The sequence below is a fragment of the Ewingella sp. AOP8-B2-18 genome, from assembly GCF_052376015.1.
In the GTDB taxonomy this organism is placed as follows: Bacteria; Pseudomonadota; Gammaproteobacteria; order Enterobacterales; family Enterobacteriaceae; genus Ewingella; species Ewingella allii.
Genome location: NZ_JBQSVB010000001.1, coordinates 588295 through 609477 on the forward strand (window position 1 = coordinate 588295; position 21183 = coordinate 609477).

Sequence of the window (21183 nt, forward strand, 5' to 3'; positions counted from 1 at the left end):
CATCCTCGTCAGAAAGGGTCGTCGGCAATCACCGTTACATTACATAGGTAGGCAGTTTGCCTGTACACAACCATTCCAGATAAAAAAGCGTTCTGGATAAAACAGCAAAGTCTGTGAAGTATACCGTAATATCCTGCGAAAGAACCCACATCACATCATAATTGTCCGCGATGGGTCGAGGATTAAATGTGCGCTTCCGCCCACAAAGGCTCTTTCTGTTAACTATTTTGCAAGGCGAAATGCCGGATCTGATCACATTTTAATAACAAAATTGCCGGGCAGCGGGCGTCACCCGGCGTGTTTGGCTAAATGTTTTCCAAATGAATGCCGCGAGTTTTCGGCCCGAACAGGCCAATCACTAGCATAACAATTAACATGCTGATCACGATAAACGCGATCACCCCGCCGGTTCCTGCGTATTGCAAAATCAAACCGATCATAATGCTGCTGAAGGCGGTAGAAAGCCGACTAAAGGAGTAGCAGAAGCCCACCGCGCGGGCGCGAATGTGGGTCGGGAACACCTCTGTCTGATAAGCGTGATAGCTGTAGGTTAGCCACGCATTGGAATAGGTGATCAGGAAGCCGCAAATAATTAGCATCAGGGCATTGCTCTGGAAAGCGAACAGCGTGCCGAAAATCACCGTCATTAATGAGGAGAGAACAATCTGCCATTTGTTTTCAATTTTATCGGCGTAGCGGCTGCAAATCAGCGAACCCAGCGGATAGGCCAGAGTAATAAAGAAGGCGTACAGCAGGCTATGGGTCAGCGTCGTGCCCTGGCCGGAGAGCAGGGCGGGCAGCCAGTTACCAAAGCCAAAGAAGCCGATGGCCTGAAAGAAGTTCATCACCATCAGCATAAGAGTGCGCGAACGATACTCAGGTGCCCAAATCTCTTTAAAGGTGCTTTTTCGTGGCGGTTCTGCGCGCGCCGCCGTCGGCACATAGGCCGGGCTGTGGCTGACGCCGCAACGCTTTTCCATCTCCGTGACGACTTTATGAGCCTCTTCGTGCCGCCCCTGCTGCGCCAGCCAGCGGGCCGACTCCGGCAGATTCTTCCTCACCAGCCAGATAACAATCGAGCACACCGCTCCCGCAATCACCACGAAACGCCAGCCGCTGAGGCCAAAGAAGGTCTGCGGCACCAGCCACCATGACATTAATGCCACCGCCGGAACCGAGAGGAACTGAATGAAGAAGGCGAAGGCGAAGGCCCGGCTGCGCAGGCGCGTCGGCACCCATTCGCTCAGATAGGTATCAATGGTTACTAGCTCCAGACCCAGCCCAATGCCCACTAAGAAGCGGCAAAGAATTACTCCTTCGGCGCTGTGTTGAAAAGCCATTAATAAGGAGAAAAAGCCGTACCAGACCAGCGCGAACATAAAGGTCATGCGGCGGCCAAAACGGTCGGCGTTGGGCGCCAGCAGGCTGGCGCCGACAAACAGTCCTAAAAAGGTGCTGGAGGCAAACGCCGCCTGATCGGCAATGCCGAAAATCCCGGCCGCGCCGACGTGGAAGATATTCTCAGCCACCAGGCCCGAGCTGATATAGCCCGTCTGGAACAGGTCATACAGTTCGAAAAAACCGCCAAGCGAGAGCAAAACGATAAAGCGCCATAGTCCGGCCGTAGGTGGGAGTGCGTCGATGCGAGCCGACAGCGTAGGGTTATGATTATTTTTAGAGTAAGTCGAATCCACTCCGGGCGCAGCTATACCGCTCATTTTTTATTAACCTCTTGGATACATGGTATTAACAACCATGCTAATGATTAGCGTGCGGTTTTAAATTTTGAATTCATGGGTTAAACACGATAATTAAGCATAAAAGACTGGCTTGTTAATTAATCAACCCGCCATCGGAGGCCGGAGAGGGCAGAGCCAGATTGCCCGTGCTGAACAAAACGTGTCCTAACAGACTCACAAGCCTGTAACAATCTGGGAATTTCAGGTGCCTGTGGTAAAGTTTAGGAAAGCTTTTCAAGCTATAGGATCGCCGTTAAGGGATGCTCTGGTGTCTAACCCAACAACAAACGTCGTCAAGATTGACGAAAACGTTAAAAGGTTTTTTATGACTCAACTGCCACAAGCCAAATATCGCCACGACTACCGTGCGCCGGATTACACCATCACCGACATCGATCTCAACTTTGAACTTGATGCAGAAACCACGGTAGTGACCGCGGTCAGCCAGATTAAACGCCAGGGTGCGGAAGGCGCTTCGCTGGTGCTGGATGGTGAAGGACTGACGCTGATTAGCCTGAAAGTGAATGGTCAGGATTGGCCAAGCTACCAGTTGACTGAAAACACGCTGACGATCGACCGTCTGCCGGATGCCTTTGAACTGAGCATCGTCAACGAAATTCACCCGTCCAAAAACACCGCGCTGCAAGGGCTTTACCTGTCTGGCGTGGCGCTCTGTACTCAGTGTGAAGCCGAAGGCTTCCGCAACATCACCTATTATCTGGACCGCCCGGACGTTCTGGCGCGCTTCACCACCCGCATCGTGGCTGACAAAGCGCGCTATCCGTACCTGTTGTCCAACGGCAACCGTATTGATCAGGGCGAGCTGGAAGGCGGCAAACACTGGATTAAATGGGAAGACCCGTTCCCAAAACCTTGCTACCTGTTTGCGCTGGTGGCGGGGGATTTCGACGTGCTGCGCGACACCTTTAAGACCCGTTCAGGCCGCGACGTGGCGCTGGAGCTGTTCGTTGACCGTGGCAATCTGGACCGCGCCGACTGGGCTATGGAGTCTCTGAAGCAGTCCATGAAGTGGGATGAAACCCGTTTCAACCTCGAATATGACCTCGACATCTTCATGATCGTTGCCGTTGATTTCTTCAACATGGGCGCGATGGAGAACAAAGGTCTGAACGTCTTCAACTCCAAATACGTGCTGGCGAAAGCAGAAACCGCCACCGACAAAGACTACTTGGGCATTGAAGCGGTGATCGGCCACGAATACTTCCACAACTGGACCGGCAACCGCGTGACCTGCCGCGACTGGTTCCAACTGAGCCTGAAAGAGGGCCTGACCGTCTTCCGTGACCAAGAGTTCAGCTCTGATCTGGGTTCACGCTCTGTTAACCGTATCGACAACGTGCGCGTGATGCGCGCCGCGCAGTTTGCAGAAGACGCCAGCCCAATGGCGCACCCAATTCGCCCGGAAAAAGTCATCGAAATGAACAACTTCTATACGCTGACCGTGTATGAGAAGGGTTCAGAAGTCATTCGTATGCTGCACACCTTGCTGGGCGAAGAGAAGTTCCAGGCCGGTATTCAGCTCTATTTCGAACGCCATGACGGCAGCGCGGCGACCTGCGACGACTTCGTACAGGCGATGGAAGATGCGTCCAACGTTGATCTCTCCCTGTTCCGCCGCTGGTACAGCCAGTCGGGTACGCCGGTGCTGACCGTGCGCGACGACTATGACGTGGAAAAACAGCAGTACACCTTGACCGTCAGCCAGAGAACCCCAGCGACGCCGGACCAGTCTGAGAAGCTGCCTCTGCACATTCCTTTGGATATCGAACTCTATGATCCACAAGGCAATGTGATTGCGCTGAAACAGAACGGCGGCGTGGTCAGCAATGTGCTGAACGTGACCGAAGCTGAGCAGACTTTCATCTTTGAAGATGTGGAATACCAGCCGGTGCCGTCGCTGCTGCGCGAGTTCTCCGCGCCGGTGAAACTGGATTACAAATATGGCGATCACCAGCTGACCTTCCTGATGAAACACGCGCGTAACGACTTCTCGCGTTGGGATTCAGCCCAGAGCCTGCTGGCGATTTACATCAAACTGAACGTGGCGCGCCATCAGCAGAAACAGCCGTTGTCTCTGCCGCTGCACGTGGCCGACGCTTTCCGCGCGGTGCTGTTGGATGAGAATATCGATCCGGGCCTGGCGGCGCAGATCCTGACTCTGCCGTCGGAAAACGAAATCGCGGAACTGTTCGACGTTATCGATCCAGAAGCCATCAGCGCGGTTCATGAAGCCATTACTCGCTGCCTGGCGACGGAAATGAGCGACGAATTCCTCGCCGTTTACCATGCCAACAGCCTGCCGGCTTACCGCGTGACCCATGCCGATATCAGCAAACGCGCACTGCGCAACATCTGTCTGCACTATCTGGCCTTTGGCGACGTGGCTCAGGCTGACAAGATTGTGAAAGCCCAGTACGAACAAGCTGACAACATGACAGACTCACTGGCGGCGCTGTCTGCGGCGGTTTCTGCCCAGCTGCCTTGCCGCGAAGCCTTGCTGGCGGCGTACGACGAGCGCTGGCATCAGGATGGTCTGGTAATGGACAAATGGTTCATTCAGCAGGCCACCAGCCCGGCGGCGGATGTCTTGCAGAAAGTGCGTTCGCTGCTGACTCACCGCTCCTTCACCATGAGCAACCCGAACCGCGTTCGCTCGCTGGTGGGGGCCTTTGCTTCAGCTAACCCTTCTGCGTTCCACGCGGTCGATGGCAGTGGCTATCAGTTCCTGGTGGAGATGCTAACCGACCTGAACAGCCGTAACCCGCAGGTTGCCGCGCGCATGGTTGAGCCGCTGATCCGCCTGAAACGCTATGACAGCCAGCGTCAGGCGCTGATGCGTAACGCACTGGAGCAGTTGAAAGGGCTGGAAAACCTCTCCGGCGACCTGTTCGAGAAGGTATCTAAAGCGCTGGATGCTTAATTGCTGCATCAGGTGAATTAAGTATCAATAGGCATAAAAAAGGGCGATGGAAACATCGCCCTTTCTCTTTGCTGAAGTGAAGTAAAGTGAGAAACTTAAACCTGAGCGCGACGCGCCTCGCTCGCTGGCGCAGAAGGCGTTAATACTCTCTCCAGCACTTCGGCTTCCAGCTCTGCCAGCCGTACCGAGCCTTTGCGGCGCGGGCGCGGCAGGTCTACTTGCAAATCTAAGCCTATCTCGCCTTGCTCAATCAAAATCACTCTATCGGCGACGGTCACTGCCTCGCTGACGTCATGGGTTACCAGCAAAACGGTGAAGTCGTGCTGTTGCCACAGGCGTTCGATCAGTCCCTGCATCTCAATACGCGTCAGGGCGTCGAGTGCACCCAAAGGCTCGTCGAGCAGTAGCAAGCGAGGGCGGTGGATCAGCGCCCGGGCCAAGGCCACCCGCTGTTTTTGCCCGCCAGACAGTGCCGAAGGCCAGTCGTTAGCGCGATCGGCTAAACCGACCTCTTCCAGCGCGGCCTGAGCCGCTTCGCGCCATGCGCCTTTCAGCCCCAGACCCACATTGTCGATCACCTTCTTCCACGGCAGCAGTCGATCATCTTGGAACATCAGTCGAGTGTCATCGCGCACGTGGCTTAGGGGCGCACTGCCGCTGAGTAGCTCGCCCTGAGTGGTTTTCTCCAGACCGGCCAGCAGGCGCAGCAGGGTGCTTTTACCACAGCCGCTGCGGCCGACCACGGCGACAAACTGACCGGGCGCAATGCGCAGGTTAATGTCTTTGAGCACCGTGCGGTTGCCATACTTTTTGCTGATGCCGGACAAGGTCACTGGCGTGCCCTGAGGAATACGAGTGGTGTTGCTCATACGGCATCTCCTTGTTTTTTCTGATAAGCGGGGTGCCAGCGCAGCCAAACGCTCTCAAGCGAACGGGCCAGAATATCCGCCAGCTTGCCGAGAATGGCGTAGAGCACGATAGCCACCACCACCACGTCAGTTTGCAGGAATTCGCGGGCGTTCATCGCCAGATAACCAATCCCCGAATTGGCAGAAATGGTTTCGGCGACAATTAGCGTCAGCCACATAAAGCCCAGCGCAAAGCGCACGCCGACCATGATTGACGGCAGCGCGCCCGGCAGGACTACCTGCATAAACAGCGGCAAACCGGACAGGCCGTAGCTGCGCGCCATCTCCAGCAAACCGCGATCGATATTGCGGATGCCGTGGTAGGTGTTGAGGTAAATAGGGAACAGGGTGCCGAGCGCCACCAGGAAAATCTTGGCGGTTTCGTCGATGCCGAACCATAAGATCACCAGTGGGATCAGCGCCAGATGCGGAATGTTACGCAGCATCTGCAAGGAGCTGTCGAGCAGGCGTTCACCCCAGCGCGACAGGCCGGTGATAAAGCCCAGCAGCAGCCCCAGACTGCCACCAATCACAAAGCCAATCAGGGCGCGATAAGTACTGATTTTCAGGTTTTGCCACAGGTCGCCGCTTTTGGCTAATGTCCAGAATGCTTCGATAACCGCGCTCGGGGCAGGCAAAATGCGGTCTGACAGCCATCCGGCTTCAACCGCCAGTTGCCACCCGCCAATCAGCGCTACCGGAACAATCCACGGCAAAATCCGGTCCAGCCAGCGATGTGAGGTTTTGCTATGCATGCTGATCTTCCTTACTGCTCGGCTGAAGCGTGTTTTGGCGCGAAGTCATGGGCCACCAGTTCGCCGCGGGCCTCAATGGCGCGTTTTACCGTGCTGTCCTGATCCTGTTTCGCCAGATCCAGATGCGGGAACAGCAACTCGCTGACGCGATAGGCTTCTTCGAGATGCGGGTAGCCGGAGAAGATAAAGGTGTCGATGCCTAAATCGGCGTACTCCTGCATGCGGGCGGCGACGGTTGGGCCATCGCCCACCAGCGCCGTGCCCGCGCCGGAGCGTACCAGCCCCACGCCGGCCCACAGATTCGGGCTGATTTCCAGTTTGTTGCGGTCACCGCCGTGCAGCGCCGCCATGCGATGCTGGCCCACGGAGTCAGTGCGCGCGAAGGCGGCCTGCGCTTTCTTGATGGTTTCATCGTCAAGATTGGCAATCAGGCGATCCGCCGCCTGCCACGCCTCTTCGGTGGTTTCGCGCACGATGACGTGCAGGCGAATGCCGAAGCGAATGGTACGCCCTTGAGCGGCGGCCTTGGCGCGTACTTGCTCGATTTTCTCTTTCACTAAGTGCGGGGGTTCGCCCCAGGTGAGGTACAGCTCAATCTGCTCGGCGGCCAGGTCCTGCGCTTCATCCGAAGAGCCACCGAAATAGAGCGGCGGGCGCGGGAACTGCACCGGCGGCTGCATCAGGCTGGCCCCTTTAACGTGAATGTGCTTGCCTTGGTAATCGACGGTTTCACCTTCCAGCACGCGTCGCCAGATGCGAGTGAACTCGGCCGCTGATTCATAACGCTCTTTATGGCTGAGGTGTAAACCTTCGGCTGCTAACTCGGCCGGGTCGCCACCGGTAACCAGATTAAACAGCGCGCGGCCGCCGGACAGCCTGTCGAGCGTCGCCGCCTGACGCGCCGCAAGGGTCGGGGAGATAATCCCCGGGCGCAGCGCCACCAGAAACTTTAGCTTTTGCGTCACGGTGATAAGCGAGGCGGCTACCAGCCAAGAGTCTTCACATGAGCGGCCGGTTGGCAGCAACACGCCGCCGAAGCCCAGACGGTCAGCCGCCTGCGCCACTTGTTGCAGATAGCCGTGGTCAACGGTGCGGGCATCTTTGTCGGTGCCCAAATAACGACCGTCTCCGTGGGTCGGTAAAAACCAGAAAACGTTCAGACTCATGTGATTTACTCCTCTCTGATCGCCGCCCTTGCTTGGGAGGGCGGCTGTTTTATTCTGCTAATTTAGTGAGTGGCGGCGTCGCGCCAGATTCGGTCTTTGATCTCGACGTGCTTAGGTAAAATCTTGTTTTGATAGAACAGGTCAGCCGTGGCCTGCTGGGCTTTCTCGGTACGCGCATCCACCGGGGTGATGGGGGAATCAGGTAAGTGATCCAGATAGCTGGCAATCACGTTTTCCGGTAATCCCATGGCCTTGGAAAGCAGCTGAATGCTCTGCGCCCTGTCGGTTTTCACCAGCGCGTTGGCCTGCGTTAACACGGCTAACACTTGATGAATAAACTGCGGGTTAGCCTCGGTATATTGCTTCGGTGCCAGATAGAAGGAGCCGGTTTGGTTGAGCGTACTGCCGTCGATCAGCACGCGAACGTTGCCTTGCAGCTTGGCCGCGGAGTAGTACGGATCCCAAATCGCCCAGGCATCGACGTCGTGTTGCTGGAAGGCGGCGCGGGCATCGGCCGGCGTGAGATACACCGGTTTGATGTCAGTGAACTTCAGCCCCGCCTGTTGCAGCGCGCGCAGCAGCAGATTGTGCGAGCTGGAACCTTTTTGGAAGGCGACTTTGCGTCCTTTCAGCTCGGCAACGCTTTTAATCGGGCTGTTGCTGTCGACCAGAATCACCTCAGCCTGCGGCTTTGGCGGCTCTTGCCCGACATACAGCAAATCGGCCCCGGCGGCTTGAGCAAACAGCGGCGGCAGGTCGCCGGTTCCACCCAAATCAATGCTGCCGACGTTCAGTGCTTCCAGAATTTGCGGACCTGCGGGGAATTCAATCCAGCTGATTTTGGTATGCGGAAAACGCTTCTCTAATAACTGATGCGATTTCGCCAGAACCAGCCCGACAGAGCCTTTTTGGTAGGCGATGCGGAAGGTCGCCGGATCTTTCTCTGGCGAGTTGGCGGCCTGCGCGCCGAAGGCCATGGCGGCCATTAGCCCGGCAATCAACGGCAGGCGTCGCAATAAAGAAGAGGGGGATGGCATCAGCAAACTCCTGTTAGTGCAGTCAGACGCCAATACTCGCCGCAGAGGTCTGAGTGGCAGAGTGCGGGATTGGGCGGCGGCGACTGAGCGCCAGATAGAAGTTTTCCAGCGACTCTTCGAGGCGCTCATTCAGCGCGGGTTGCAGCGTAGCCGGGAAGGTCTGGTAGTCAGTGATCAGGCTGTCGTCGGCGAACACGCCTTGCAGCACTTCCTGCGCTTTTAGCGAAGCCAAAACCGGTTTCAGGGCGTAATCCACCGCCAGCATGTGGCCGATCGAGCCTGCCGTGGCCAGAGGCAGCACCACTTTATGGTCCAGCGCGCGCTCCGGCAGCAGGTCCAGCAGGGTTTTCAAGGCTCCGGAGAAAGAGGCTTTATAGACCGGCGTGGCGACAATCAGGCCATCCGCGTCGGCGAGTTGTGCGATGAGCTTTTTCAACTGCGGGCTGCCGAAGTTGGCGAACAGCAGATCGTCTGCATTGAAGTCCTGCAAACTGTAGGAAATCACTTCAACGCCGCGAGAGGCCAACCAGCGGTGGCTCAGGGCCAGTAACGCCGATGAACGTGAAGGTTGTCTCGGGCTGCCTGCAAGGGATATAACGCGCATCACTACTCCTTATAACCAAAAATTATAGATTCATCATTTTCTTTAACTTAGTGGTTTAAAGCTAACAGGCGCGGGCGGGGGACTGGAAATCTAAATTTTGACTATATATAGCCAAAAACCGGTTTAAGAGATGCTGCAAAGGTGACGTGAAGGTAACGAAGAGGTAAATAAAAGGGTATCGATTGCGCGGATAGGGAATTTTAGTAGTGAATTGTTTCCCTTTGCTCGGATGTTAGTCGATAATACCGCCCCGTCTAGCCACGGGACCCCAGGAGTCTGCATGTATTACCCACTTGTCAGGAAAGCACTGTTTAAGCTCGACCCAGAGCACGCGCATGAATTAACTTTCCGCCAACTGAGCCGCCTTTCAGGTTCACCTTTTGAATTCCTTATTCGCCAATCTGTGCCAACCAAACCGGTTAGCTGCATGGGGCTTTCATTTAAAAACCCGTTAGGCCTTGCCGCCGGGCTGGATAAAAACGGCGAATGCATTGATGCCTTCGGCGCGATGGGCTTTGGTTTTGTCGAAGTGGGGACGGTGACGCCACGTGCGCAGGCAGGTAATGACAAGCCGCGCTTATTCCGCGTCGTTGAAGCCGAGGGGCTTATCAACCGCATGGGCTTTAATAATCTGGGCGTGGATAATCTGGTCAATAATGTAAAGCGTTCACACTTTGGTGGAATTCTCGGCATCAATATTGGCAAGAATAAAGACACGCCGGTGGAAAATGGTAAAGACGATTATCTGACCTGTATGGAGAAGGTGTATCCATATGCGGGCTATATCGCGGTCAATATTTCCTCGCCAAATACCCCCGGATTGCGTTCACTTCAGTATGGCGAAGCGTTGGATGATTTACTGGCAGCGATTAAAAATAAGCAGCTGGAACTTCAGCAGCGCCATCAAAAATATGTTCCCGTGGCGGTTAAGATCGCGCCGGATCTTTCAGAAGAAGAATTGATCCAAATAGCCGACAGTTTGCTTCGCCATAATATGGATGGGGTGATCGCCACAAATACGACCCTCGATCGTAAATTGATCCAGGGGCTTAATTATTGCGAGCAGGCGGGTGGATTAAGTGGCCGCCCGGTACAGTTCCGCAGCACCGAAATCATCCGTATGCTGGCGAATGAACTTAAAGGCCAGATGCCTATTATTGGCGTAGGGGGAATAGATTCCTTAACCTCGGCCCGTGAAAAAATGGTAGCGGGTGCTTCATTAATACAAATATATTCCGGGTTTATCTATCACGGACCGCGTTTGATTAAAGATATTGTTACCCATATCTAATATTTTTTCATATCTCAGGCAGCCGGGGGTTTATTTATTAACCCGGCTCATCTATATTTTGTCCACTGGCCTGAATTAAGGTCAGCGATAGCTCAAGATTTGTCTGATTTAACCTCTCTACTAAAAAGCCTAATCTGCTTAACTGTCTTTCTTAATAGCGAGTGATCGGATTGTGGGTTCGGAGCAAACAGGATAACGAAATGAAAATCAAACCAGATGATAATTGGCGTTGGTATTTTGATGCTGAGCATGACCGGCTCATGTTGGATTTAGCTAATGGCATGATTTTCCGTTCGCGCTTTCCGGCAAAAATGTTAACGCCAGATGCATTTGGTGACGCCTCATTTTGTGTCGATGATGCCGCCTTATATTTCGATTATGAAGAGCACTGCAAGGCGATTAAATTAGCCAATGAGCAGCGCGCTGAATTAGTGTTAAACGCACTAGTAGCCTTCCGCTTCCTCAAACCTTTAATGCCGAAAAGCTGGCACTTCACCCAACAGTCCCGTCCTTTCCAGCCCGATAACGGCCAGATAGCGCAAGTGCAGGTGATGGAGAGCGGCGAGCAGGCAACGCTGCTGGTGGTGGAGTCTGGAGATAACGCCAGCCTGTGCCTGTTGGCGCAAGAGCGTTTGACCTTGGCAGGGCGCGGCATGGTGCTTGGTGACGCGATTAAGATTATGCATGACCGCCTGATGCCCGCGCCGGTGCGCGCTGATAATCGCCAGCTTTACGATCAGGCGGTGTGATTTCCGCCTGATTGTTTGTTCGATTGATTGTCTTAATTAGCCCAAAACGATATTCGAACTCGGTATACAGCTACAGGCTAACACCGTCCCATCTTTACCAATTGCGCTGGCTTTCAACGGGGAAACGTCGCCCGACTCTAGCGTCATTCTGCAAGCGCCACAAATCCCCGCACGGCATGAATAGGGAATACGCAACCCCTGCATCTCTAATTGCTCGAGCAAAATCTGCTGGTTGTTGCCAGTAAACGTCGTGCCCTGATAATTAATTTCCAACGTTTTACTTTCATTCTTAGGCGCAGCCACGCTTTCAATCACTTCACCCGCAGAATAGGGGCGCGGCGGCTTAGTCGCCAGCACCTGAATGCTGTCGCCCACGCGGATCATGCCGGTGTTACGGGCGATCATGTTTTGGCCGAAGTCGACGTCGCCGTTCTCTGCCGTGCGATAGCCCTGCAAGGTCTTCAGCGGCTCGCCGCGCGGATGCTTACGCCCGCGCTCGGTGCTCACTGTGGTTAAAACGCAGCGACTGCATGGCTTCACCAAGTCAAAGATCACTTCGCCTATGCGAATAGTCTGCCAGGTGTCTTCGGCATAGGCCTCAGCGCCGCTGACCACTAAGTTGGGGCGGAACTGCTCTAGCTTGACGCCGCTCGGACAGCGATTTTGCAGATCGCGCATCGAGGCTTCATTCATTAATAGATAAGGGAAGCCGTCGGCGAAGGAGAGGGGGACTTCGGCGTGTTTTTTCACCCGGCGGGTCAGTTCTTCGCCCACCCAGCGCAGCTGCACGTCGCGTTTTAAATAGCCGCTCAGCCACTGATTGACAGCTTCGGGGGCAATAACGGCGGTGAAATGGTTGCCCCACACCTCGGTGGGGTGGCCCTGGCCGCTGAAATCACGAAAACGTACGCAGAGGGTATCGCCATCCGGGCTGGTGATCATCAGACCGTCGGGTAATAAAGAAGGGGTGAACTGAACCAGCTGAGGATATTGTCGGGCAGTAATAAAAGTGCCTTGTGGGTCAGTCAACATGAAAAGCCGGTCAAATGCCAGACCACTGGCCGTCACCTGCGCGTGCGACAGCTGTAACCCACGCATTGATTTAACAGGGTGTATAAAAAGGCGAGAAAGGGTAGCCACGGGATCGTGCCTCCTTTGATTTCGGTTATATTTTTTATGATGACCAGAGACTTTATGACAAGCTGGCTGGATTAGCTATAATGCGCAACTATTTTCTTTTTGGTGATATGTCGATATGAACTCTTTGTTTGCCAGCACGGCGCGTGGACTGGAAGAACTTTTAAAAAGCGAACTGGAAACGCTGGGTGCGCAAGCCTGCAAAGTTGTGCAGGGAGGGGTGCATTTTGAAGGTGACGATCGCCTGCTGTACCAAAGTTTGCTTTGGAGCCGTCTGGCTTCGCGTATTCTTTTGCCTCTGAATGAATTTAAAGTCCACAGTGACTTAGACCTTTATCTAGGTGTGATGGCAATCGACTGGCCGGAGATTTTCGGCGTCGATAAAACCTTCGCAGTGCATTTTAGCGGGCTGAACGATGAGATCCGTAACAGCCAATACGGCGCGTTGAAAGTGAAAGACGCCATCGTTGACAGCTTCACCCGCAAAATTGACCAGCGTCCGAACGTGGCGAAGCAGCAGCCAGACATCCGCGTTAACGTATTTTTGCAGCGCGACACTGCCAGCGTTGCTCTGGATTTGAGCGGCGAAGGCTTGCACCAGCGCGGCTACCGCGATCTGGCGGGACAGGCTCCGCTGAAAGAGAGCCTGGCGGCGGCCATTGTGATGCGTTCTGGCTGGCAAGCCGGCACGCCGATGGTCGATCCAATGTGTGGTTCAGGCACTTTGCTGATTGAAGCGGCGATGATCGCCGCCGATCGCGCGCCGGGCCTGCATCGCCAACACTGGGGCTTTACCGCCTGGAACAAGTTTGATGCCGAGCTGTGGCGTGAACTGATCGCCGAGGCGCAGGTGCGTACGCGCCGCGCTGTACAGGAAACCACTTCTCGCTTCTTCGGCTCTGATATTGACCGCCGCGTGATTGAAATGGCCCGTGCCAACGCCCGTCGTGCCGGAGTTTCTGAGCTGATTAGCTTTGATGCCAAAGAAGTCGGCAAGTTGACTAACCCACTGCCAGAAGGCCCGACCGGCACGGTTATCAGCAACCCGCCGTACGGCGAGCGTCTGGAAAGCGAACCCGCGCTGATTGCCTTGCACAACCTGCTGGGCCGCATCATGAAGACGCAGTTCGGCGGCTGGCAGCTGTCGCTGTTCAGCGCCTCGCCGGAGCTTCTGAGCTGCCTGCAACTGCGCGCCGATCGTCAATTCAAGGCGAAAAACGGCCCGTTGGAATGCGTGCAGAAAAACTACCAACTGGCTGAGAACCCGGCCGGGGCTGCTGGCGCGCAAATTGCGGAAGACTTTGCCAACCGCCTGCGCAAAAACGTGAAAAAGCTGGAGAAGTGGGCCAAGCAGCAGGGCATCGAATGCTATCGTCTGTATGACGCCGACCTGCCAGATTACAACGTGGCGGTTGACCGCTACGGCAGCAAAATCGTGGTGCAGGAGTATGCGCCGCCGAAAACCGTGGATGCGCAAAAGGCCCGCCAGCGTCTGTTCGACGTGATTAACGCCACGCTCTCGGTGCTGGATATCTCCTCCAGCCAGCTGATCCTGAAGACGCGTGAGCGCCAGAAGGGCAAAAATCAGTATGAGAAACTGGCCCAAAAAGGCGAATTCCTGCTGGTGGAAGAGTATAACGCCAAGCTGTGGGTGAACCTGACCGACTATCTGGACACCGGCCTGTTCCTTGATCACCGCATTGCGCGTAAAATGCTGGGTGAAATGAGCAAGGGTAAAGACTTCCTCAACCTGTTTGCTTATACCGGCACGGCGAGCGTGCACGCGGGTCTGGGCGGCGCGCGCAGCACCACCACGGTAGATATGTCGCGTACTTATCTCGAATGGGCAGAGAAGAACCTGCGGGCTAACGGCTTAACCGGGCGCCAGCATCGCCTGATTCAGGCTGACTGCCTCTCTTATTTGGGCATGTGTGATGAGCAGTTCGACGTGATCTTCATTGATCCGCCGACTTTCTCAAACTCCAAACGCATGGCCGACAGTTTCGACGTTCAGCGCGATCATCTGGCATTAATGAAAGATTTGAAGCGTATTTTACGTCGCAACGGTACCATCATGTTCTCCAACAACAAGCGCGGTTTCCAGATGGATCTCGACGGGCTGAGCAAACTCGGTCTGAGCGCAAAAGAGATCACCAGCCAAACCCTGTCGCAGGATTTCGCCCGTAATCGTCAAATTCATAACTGCTGGCTGCTGTCCCACGCCGGCGAGGAAAAATAAAGTTTATGTCGTTAATTAGTATGTCAGGTGCCTGGCTGTCATTCAGTGACTCGCCGCTGTTGGATAACACCGAATTACACATCGAGCCAAACGAGCGCGTGTGTCTGGTAGGCCGTAACGGTGCCGGTAAATCGACACTGATGAAAATCATCAACCGCGAAGTGCCGCTGGACGATGGCCGCATTGTTTACGAGCAAGATTTGATCGTGGCGCGTCTGCAACAGGACCCGCCGCGTAACGTGGAAGGTACGGTTTTCGACTTCGTATCAGAAGGCGTTTCCGAGCAGGCTGAACACCTGAAAGCCTACCACGCGATTTCTCATCTGGTGGAGTCCGACCCGAGCGAGAAAAACATGAACAAACTGTCCCAGGTGATGGAAATTCTTGACCATCAGGGCCTGTGGCAGCTCGATAGCCGTATCAACGAAGTCCTGTTGCAACTGGGTTTAGACGCCGACACCGAGCTGAAATCGCTCTCCGGCGGCTGGCTGCGTAAAGCCGCTTTGGGCCGCGCGCTGGTGAGTTCTCCGCAGGTCTTACTGCTGGACGAACCGACCAACCACTTGGACATTGAAAGTATTAGCTGGCTGGAAGATTTCCTGAAGGAGTTCCAGGGCAGCATTATCTTCATCTCCCACGACCGTTCATTTATCCGCAATATGGCTACCCGTATTGTCGATTTGGACCGTGGCAAGCTGGTTTCTTACCCGGGCAATTACGAAGCTTACCTGCTGGCGAAAGAAGAAGCGCTGCGCGTGGAAGAGCTGCAAAACGCCGAGTTCGACAAAAAACTGGCGCAGGAAGAAGTGTGGATCCGCCAAGGTATCAAGGCGCGCCGCACCCGTAACGAAGGCCGCGTTCGCGCACTGAAAGCCTTGCGTCGCGAGCGCTCCGAGCGCCGCGAAGTGATGGGCACGGCGAAAATGCAGGTGGAAGAGGCGACTCGCTCCGGCAAAATCGTCTTCGAAATGGAAGATGTCAGCTACGCCATCTCCGGCAAACAGCTGGTCAGCCATTTCTCCGCGCAGGTGCAGCGTGGCGACAAAATCGCGCTGGTTGGCCCGAACGGCTGTGGTAAAACCACCTTGCTGAAACTGATGTTGAGCCAGCTGCAGGCCGACAGCGGCCGCGTTCACTGCGGCACCAAGCTGGAAGTGGCTTACTTCGACCAGCACCGCGCCGAGTTAGATCCAGAGCGCACCGTGATGGACAACCTTGCTGAAGGTAAGCAAGAGGTAATGGTCAATGGCCGTTCTCGTCACGTGTTGGGTTATTTGCAGGACTTCCTGTTCCACCCGAAACGCGCGATGACGCCAGTCAAAGCCCTGTCCGGTGGTGAGCGTAACCGCCTACTGTTGGCGAAACTGTTCCTGCGTCCAAGCAACCTGTTGATTCTCGATGAACCGACCAACGACCTGGATGTGGAAACCCTCGAGCTACTGGAAGAGATGATCGACAACTATCAGGGCACCGTGATGCTAGTAAGCCACGACCGTGAATTTGTTGATAACTCAGCCACTGAATGCTGGATTTATGAAGGCGACGGCGTGATCAACAGCTATGTTGGCGGCTACCATGACGCACAGCATCAGCGCCGCAACCAGAAGCCTATTCGTCAGGTTGCAGCCACTGAAACGAAAGCTGCACCGCAGCCGAAGACAGAACCTGCTAAACGCACGGCGAATAAGCTCAGCTATAATCAGCAGCGCGAACTCGAACTTTTGCCGCAACAAATCAGCGACTTTGAAGTTCGCATTGCTGGTTTACAAGAGCAGATGAGTGATGCCAACTTCTTCACTCGTCCGCATGACGAAACGCAGCAGGTGCTGAACGCACTGGCTGCGGCAGAACAGGAATTAGAGCAGGCTTTTGAACGTTGGGAAGCGCTGGAAGCGCAGAAAAACGGCTAAGTTTGCCCTCAGCTGTGCAGACGAGCAGGGAGCGCGTCGTCTGCACAGTTTTTGCCCTTAGCGCACTTGAGGAGTTAACTGTGTGTTCTCATGTTCATGACCCGCACATTTTGTGTCCACAATGCGACCTGTTGGTGGAACTCCCGGTTATCGCCATCGGGCAAAAGGCGAAGTGTCCGCGTTGCCACACCACGCTGACCTCACGCTGGAAAGAACCTCGCAAACGTCCTATTGGTTTCGCCATCAGCGCGCTGTTTATGCTGGTGCTCGCCAACCTATTCCCCTTTGTTAATATGAATGTCGCCGGACTGAGCAGCGAAGTGACGCTGGTGCAGATCCCTCGGGTATTAGTGTCTGATAACTATGCCAGTATGGCGTCGCTGTTCATGATCGTCGTCCAGCTCCTGCCGGCGATTTGCATGCTTTCTATTATTGTCCTCTGCCTCAAGACGCGGCTCTCCACCCAGTGGAAAGTCAGCATTGCGCGCACGCTTTTCCGCCTTAAAACCTGGTGTATGGTGGAAATTTTCCTCGCGGGGGTTTTGGTCAGTTTCGTCAAGCTGATGGCCTATGGCGACGTCGGCGTTGGCACCAGCTTCCTGCCTTATGTGCTGTTCTGTCTGCTGCAACTGCGCGCCTTCCAATGTACCGACCGATACTGGCTGTGGCAGCAGGTGGAACCCGCGCCGCGCCTGACACAGCCGTTGAAAATTGGCGAAAGTGGTTTGAGTCAGGGGCTGCGTTCTTGCCACTGCTGCATGGCGATTTTGCCCGTCGATCAGTCGGTATGTAGCCGCTGTGAAACTAAGGGCCACGCGCGGCGCAAAAACAGCCTACAGTGGACCATGGCGCTACTGGTCACCTCGCTGCTGCTCTATATTCCGGCCAATTTATTGCCAATCATGATAACTCAGGCCCTCGGCACCAAAATCACTTCGACCATTATGGCCGGCGTGGTGCTGCTGTGGAGTGAAGGCTCTTATCCGGTGGCGATGGTGATTTTCATCGCCAGTATTATGGTGCCGTCGCTGAAAATGCTGGCGATTGGCTGGTTGTGCTGGGATGCCAACAGTAATAAACAAATCGACAGGGAAAGGTTGCACGTGATTTATGAAGTGGTGGAGTTTGTTGGGCGCTGGTCAATGATTGACGTGTTCGTCATAGCCGTGCTCTCTGCACTGGTCAGAATGGGGCAGCTTATGAGTATTTATCCGGACATTGGCGCACTGCTATTTGCTGGGGTCGTTATTCTTACTATGTTCGCCGCGATGACTTTCGACCCAAGATTAATTTGGGATCGGGCCGGAGTTCAGTCTTTGAAGGAGCAACAAGATGGCGGAAAATAATATCAATGAGAATCACAACGGCACCGCGAAGGTTGAGAAGATCAAACGCTGGTCGCCGGTGTGGATCATTCCGATCGTTACGGCATTAATTGGGGCTTGGATCCTGTTTTACCACTACAGCCATCAGGGGCCGGAAGTGACGCTGATCACCAGCTCCGCTGAAGGCATTGAAGGGGGTAAAACGACCATTAAAAGCCGCAATGTCGATGTCGGCAAAGTCGAAAGCGTCACCCTGAGTGAAAACCTGCAACAGGTTATCATCAAGGCGCGCCTGAACTCCGGCATGGAGAAGATGCTGCGCGACGACTCCATCTTCTGGGTGGTGAAACCTCAGGTGGGCCGTGAGGGTATCTCGGGGCTGGGTACTTTGCTCTCTGGGGCTTACATCCAGCTCCAGCCGGGCAATAAAGGGGAGGAGAAGGCGCAATATGCCCTGAATGACTCGCCGCCTCTGGCCTCGCCGGACGCCCAAGGCATCCGCGTTATTCTGGAAAGCGAGCGCTCCGGCCAGCTCAGTCCGGGCGATCCGGTGCTGTTCCGCGGCTTCCAAGTGGGTACTGTGGAAACCAGCCACTTCGACCCGAAAGCCCGCAATATCAAATATCAGCTATTTATCCGTGCGCCTTATGATGGGCTGGTGACGGATAACGTGCGCTTCTGGAAAGACAGCGGTGTTAACTTCGACATGTCGGCACAGGGTATGCGCGTTGAGATGGGTTCACTCACCACCCTGTTCAGCGGCGGCGTGAGCTTTGACGTGCCGAACGGCTGGGAGCAGGGCACGGCGGCCAAAAATGGCGATAACTATCAGCTCTTTGACGACCAGCGCAGTATTCAAGAGTCGCTGTATACCAAGCATATCGATTACGTGATGTTCTTCTCCGATTCTATTCGCGGCCTGCAACCGGGTGCGCCAGTTGAGTTCCGTGGCATTCGTCTGGGGACCGTGGCACAGGTGCCTTATCCAATGAACGTGCTGAAACAGCAGATGGATAATGATTACCGTATTCCGGTGCTGATTCGTATTGAGCCAGACCGTTTTGCTCAGCTGATTGGTAATGATTTCAATATCACTGACCATATCCGCGACGGCATTGCTCGGGGTCTGCGTGGCTCGATGAAGTCTGCTAACTTGCTGACTGGCTCGATGTATGTCGATCTCGACTTCTATCCCAATGAGAAGCCGTGGAAAGGGCCATACCAGATTGACGGGCAGAAACTGTTGCCGACCGTCAGCGCCGGTTTCGCGCAAATTCAGCAGAAGCTGATGACCACGCTCGACAAGATCAACAACTTGCCGATCGAACCTATGCTGCGCGAGGCGACCACCACGCTGGCGGAAAGCCAGAAGACGATGAAAGCCACGCAGAAAACCCTCGATTCGCTTAATGCCATTGTGGGCAGCAAAGAGATGAAAAATCTGCCACAGGATATGCAGCAGACGCTCATCCAGCTTAATCGCAGCCTGAAGGGATTCCAGCCTGGTTCTCCGGCTTACAGCAATCTGGTGGGAGATATGCAGAGTCTGGATAAAACCCTGCGAGAATTGCAGCCGGTGCTGAAGACCTTAAATGGTAAGAGTAATGCACTGATTTTCGCCGCCCCTGGGCAAGATGATCCTCAGCCGAAGAAGGCCAAATAATGATGAAATGGATACCTGTCGTCTTAGCATTGTTGCTGACTGCCTGTAGCAGTAGCGATCAGAAAACCTATTACCAACTGCCTATTCTGGGCAGCACGCCGGTAGCCACCAGCAGCGGCAGTATGATCCCACAAGGGCAGCCACGGCAAGTTTGGGTGGAGCATGTCAGCGTGGCGGATTATCTGGCGGGCAACGGTCTGGTATTCCAGACCAATGACGTGCAGTACGTTCTGACGCAAAATAACCTGTGGGCCAGCCCGCTCGACCAGCAGCTTCAACAGTCGCTGGTGACTTATCTCGGGCGTGATCTGCCGGGCCGCGTGGTGTCCGCGCAGCCTGCTAACAACGCCGAGCAGGATGTGTTGAACGTCAATGTGACCGGCTTCCACGGCCGCTATGACGGCTCTGCGCTGATTAGCGGCAGCTGGGTGTTAACCCGCGATGGGCAGACCATTCAGCGCAGCTTCAACCTGACCCTTAAGCAAAATGAAGATGGTTACGACGCGCTGGTGCGAACGCTGGCCGCAGGTTGGCAGCAAGAAGCAAGCCAGATTGCTAGCCAGCTAAGATGAACATTTTTTAAGCTTAATTTAATTTAAGATAAAGACGCAAAATCCCGAATTCTGAGTTTTCAGACTTCGGGATTTTTTATTGGCGATCAGCCAGATGGGGATTTTCCGGCGCGATTAGCTTGCGCGCAATCCGATAAGATAGCGCATGAATATGACAGTTGTGTGCAATTTGTGCATTGACCTGACCAAAAATTGCGGCTATTTGTTAAGTGTGGACGCGCAAGCGGGCCACTGTTTTCTTTCCACCTGAACCTGAATAAATGAGGGAAACAAGGCATGAAGAGACAAAAACGCGATCGCCTGGAACGGGCACAATCACGTGGATACCAAGCAGGTATTGTCGGACGCTCAAAAGAGGTTTGTCCGCATCAAGCAGTTGATGCCCGCGCACATTGGCTCGGGGGTTGGCGACAAGCCATGGAGGACAGGGCAGTAACCGCTTAAGCGGCACCCTGTCAGAAAAAGGAACAACCTCCGCCGCGGGCGGAGGTTTTTGTTTCGATTTCCCTCAGATGCAAAAAAGCGAATATGCAGAACATATTCGCTTTTTTTAGCTTTCAACCTGTGGGATAGAGCTTGGCGGGCAAGCTCTGACAGATTTAGAAGGCGCTGGCGTCTTTGAACAGACCCACTTTCAGGTCACTCGCGGTATAGATCACTTCGCCATCTACCAGCACTTCGCCGTCTGCTACGCCCATGATTAGTTTACGGTTGATCACGCGTTTGAAGTTCAGGCGGTAGGTTACCACTTTCGCAGTCGGTAAAACCTGACCGGTGAATTTCACTTCGCCAACACCCAGTGCGCGGCCTTTGCCTTCGCCACCGAGCCAGCCAAGATAGAAACCAACCAGCTGCCACATGGCGTCAAGACCAAGACAACCGGGCATTACCGGGTCGCCAATGAAGTGACAACCGAAGAACCACAAATCAGGATTGATATCTAATTCTGCTTCAACGTAACCCTTGCCATGGCTGCCGCCATCTTCTTGCATCTTCACGATGCGGTCCATCATCAGCATGTTGCCTGATGGCAATGGTGGGCCACCGGCACCGAAGAGTTCACTACGGCCAGAGGCTTCTAGATCTTCTTTAGTATAGGAATCGCGTTTATCTACCATGTTCTATGTAAGCCTTATTTTATTGAAGG

General features: G+C 54.6%; 17 protein-coding genes. 9 read left to right on the forward strand and 8 right to left on the reverse strand.

The annotated features are described in order from the left end of the window. Window positions 1-305: 305 nt before the first annotated feature. Complete coding sequence (locus ACT3RR_RS02725; protein WP_486030117.1) at window positions 306-1718, reverse strand: MFS transporter; 1413 nt, start codon at window positions 1716-1718, stop codon at window positions 306-308. Between the two features lie 346 nt (window positions 1719-2064). Here ACT3RR_RS02725 and pepN point away from each other — a divergent pair, with 346 nt between their 5' ends. After that, window positions 2065-4680 (forward strand): aminopeptidase N, encoded by a 2616-nt coding sequence (gene pepN / locus ACT3RR_RS02730; RefSeq protein WP_496199684.1) that lies wholly within the window; start codon window positions 2065-2067, stop codon window positions 4678-4680. 95 nt (window positions 4681-4775) lie between these two features. On the opposite strand, the gene ssuB is transcribed toward pepN, so the two are convergent. The 5 genes from ssuB to ssuE all read right to left on the reverse strand — a co-directional run bounded on the left by ssuB (window position 4776) and on the right by ssuE (window position 9150). Then, window positions 4776-5549 carry an aliphatic sulfonates ABC transporter ATP-binding protein gene (gene ssuB / locus ACT3RR_RS02735; RefSeq protein WP_353501567.1) on the reverse strand — a complete coding sequence of 258 codons (774 nt, stop codon included), beginning with the start codon at window positions 5547-5549 and terminating at the stop codon, window positions 4776-4778. Continuing rightward, complete coding sequence (gene ssuC / locus ACT3RR_RS02740; protein ID WP_353501568.1) at window positions 5546-6343, reverse strand: aliphatic sulfonate ABC transporter permease SsuC; 798 nt, start codon at window positions 6341-6343, stop codon at window positions 5546-5548. The genes ssuB and ssuC overlap by 4 nt, the downstream gene beginning before the upstream one ends. Window positions 6344-6354: 11 nt before the next feature. After that, window positions 6355-7509 (reverse strand): FMNH2-dependent alkanesulfonate monooxygenase, encoded by a 1155-nt coding sequence (gene ssuD / locus ACT3RR_RS02745; RefSeq protein WP_496199685.1) that lies wholly within the window; start codon window positions 7507-7509, stop codon window positions 6355-6357. A 62-nt stretch (window positions 7510-7571) separates the two neighbouring features. After that, the gene (locus ACT3RR_RS02750; protein WP_496199686.1) at window positions 7572-8546 is read right to left on the reverse strand and encodes a sulfonate ABC transporter substrate-binding protein; all 975 of its coding nucleotides are present in this window, start codon (window positions 8544-8546) and stop codon (window positions 7572-7574) included. 22 nt (window positions 8547-8568) lie between these two features. After that, window positions 8569-9150 carry an NADPH-dependent FMN reductase gene (gene ssuE / locus ACT3RR_RS02755; protein WP_353501570.1) on the reverse strand — a complete coding sequence of 194 codons (582 nt, stop codon included), beginning with the start codon at window positions 9148-9150 and terminating at the stop codon, window positions 8569-8571. A 280-nt stretch (window positions 9151-9430) separates the two neighbouring features. Here ssuE and pyrD point away from each other — a divergent pair, with 280 nt between their 5' ends. Then, complete coding sequence (gene pyrD / locus ACT3RR_RS02760; RefSeq protein WP_396132082.1) at window positions 9431-10441, forward strand: quinone-dependent dihydroorotate dehydrogenase; 1011 nt, start codon at window positions 9431-9433, stop codon at window positions 10439-10441. A 200-nt stretch (window positions 10442-10641) separates the two neighbouring features. Continuing rightward, a complete protein-coding gene (locus ACT3RR_RS02765) occupies window positions 10642-11190 on the forward strand; it encodes a cell division protein ZapC (RefSeq protein ID WP_353501571.1) in 549 nt (182 codons plus the stop codon). Window positions 11191-11226: 36 nt separating this feature from the next. Here the strand turns inward: ACT3RR_RS02765 and ACT3RR_RS02770 are convergent, their stop codons facing one another. Continuing rightward, complete coding sequence (locus ACT3RR_RS02770; protein ID WP_441656176.1) at window positions 11227-12330, reverse strand: YcbX family protein; 1104 nt, start codon at window positions 12328-12330, stop codon at window positions 11227-11229. Window positions 12331-12445: 115 nt separating this feature from the next. On the opposite strand from ACT3RR_RS02770, the gene rlmKL reads away from it, so the two are divergent. From rlmKL to rmf, 6 genes are all read left to right on the forward strand, one after another. Continuing rightward, complete coding sequence (gene rlmKL / locus ACT3RR_RS02775; protein WP_496199687.1) at window positions 12446-14566, forward strand: bifunctional 23S rRNA (guanine(2069)-N(7))-methyltransferase RlmK/23S rRNA (guanine(2445)-N(2))-methyltransferase RlmL; 2121 nt, start codon at window positions 12446-12448, stop codon at window positions 14564-14566. Window positions 14567-14571: 5 nt separating this feature from the next. Continuing rightward, entirely contained in the window at window positions 14572-16476 is a 1905-nt protein-coding gene (locus tag ACT3RR_RS02780) for an ABC transporter ATP-binding protein (RefSeq protein WP_353501574.1), read from the forward strand. Between the two features lie 80 nt (window positions 16477-16556). After that, on the forward strand, window positions 16557-17822 hold the full coding sequence (gene pqiA / locus ACT3RR_RS02785) for a membrane integrity-associated transporter subunit PqiA (protein WP_496199688.1): 1266 nt from the start codon (window positions 16557-16559) through the stop codon (window positions 17820-17822). Continuing rightward, the gene (gene pqiB, locus ACT3RR_RS02790; RefSeq protein WP_496199689.1) at window positions 17809-19464 is read left to right on the forward strand and encodes an intermembrane transport protein PqiB; all 1656 of its coding nucleotides are present in this window, start codon (window positions 17809-17811) and stop codon (window positions 19462-19464) included. Before pqiA ends, pqiB begins: the two co-directional genes overlap by 14 nt. Next, complete coding sequence (pqiC, locus tag ACT3RR_RS02795) at window positions 19464-20036, forward strand: membrane integrity-associated transporter subunit PqiC (protein ID WP_496199690.1); 573 nt, start codon at window positions 19464-19466, stop codon at window positions 20034-20036. Before pqiB ends, pqiC begins: the two co-directional genes overlap by 1 nt. A 276-nt stretch (window positions 20037-20312) precedes the next feature. Further along, window positions 20313-20480, forward strand: a complete 168-nt coding sequence (gene rmf, locus ACT3RR_RS02800; RefSeq protein WP_072009867.1) for a ribosome modulation factor — start codon at window positions 20313-20315, stop codon at window positions 20478-20480. Window positions 20481-20635: 155 nt separating this feature from the next. Here rmf and fabA read toward each other — a convergent pair whose 3' ends face one another. Beyond that, window positions 20636-21154, reverse strand: coding sequence for a bifunctional 3-hydroxydecanoyl-ACP dehydratase/trans-2-decenoyl-ACP isomerase (fabA, locus tag ACT3RR_RS02805; RefSeq protein WP_353501577.1), 519 nt, complete (start codon window positions 21152-21154; stop codon window positions 20636-20638). Window positions 21155-21183 lie beyond the last annotated feature (29 nt).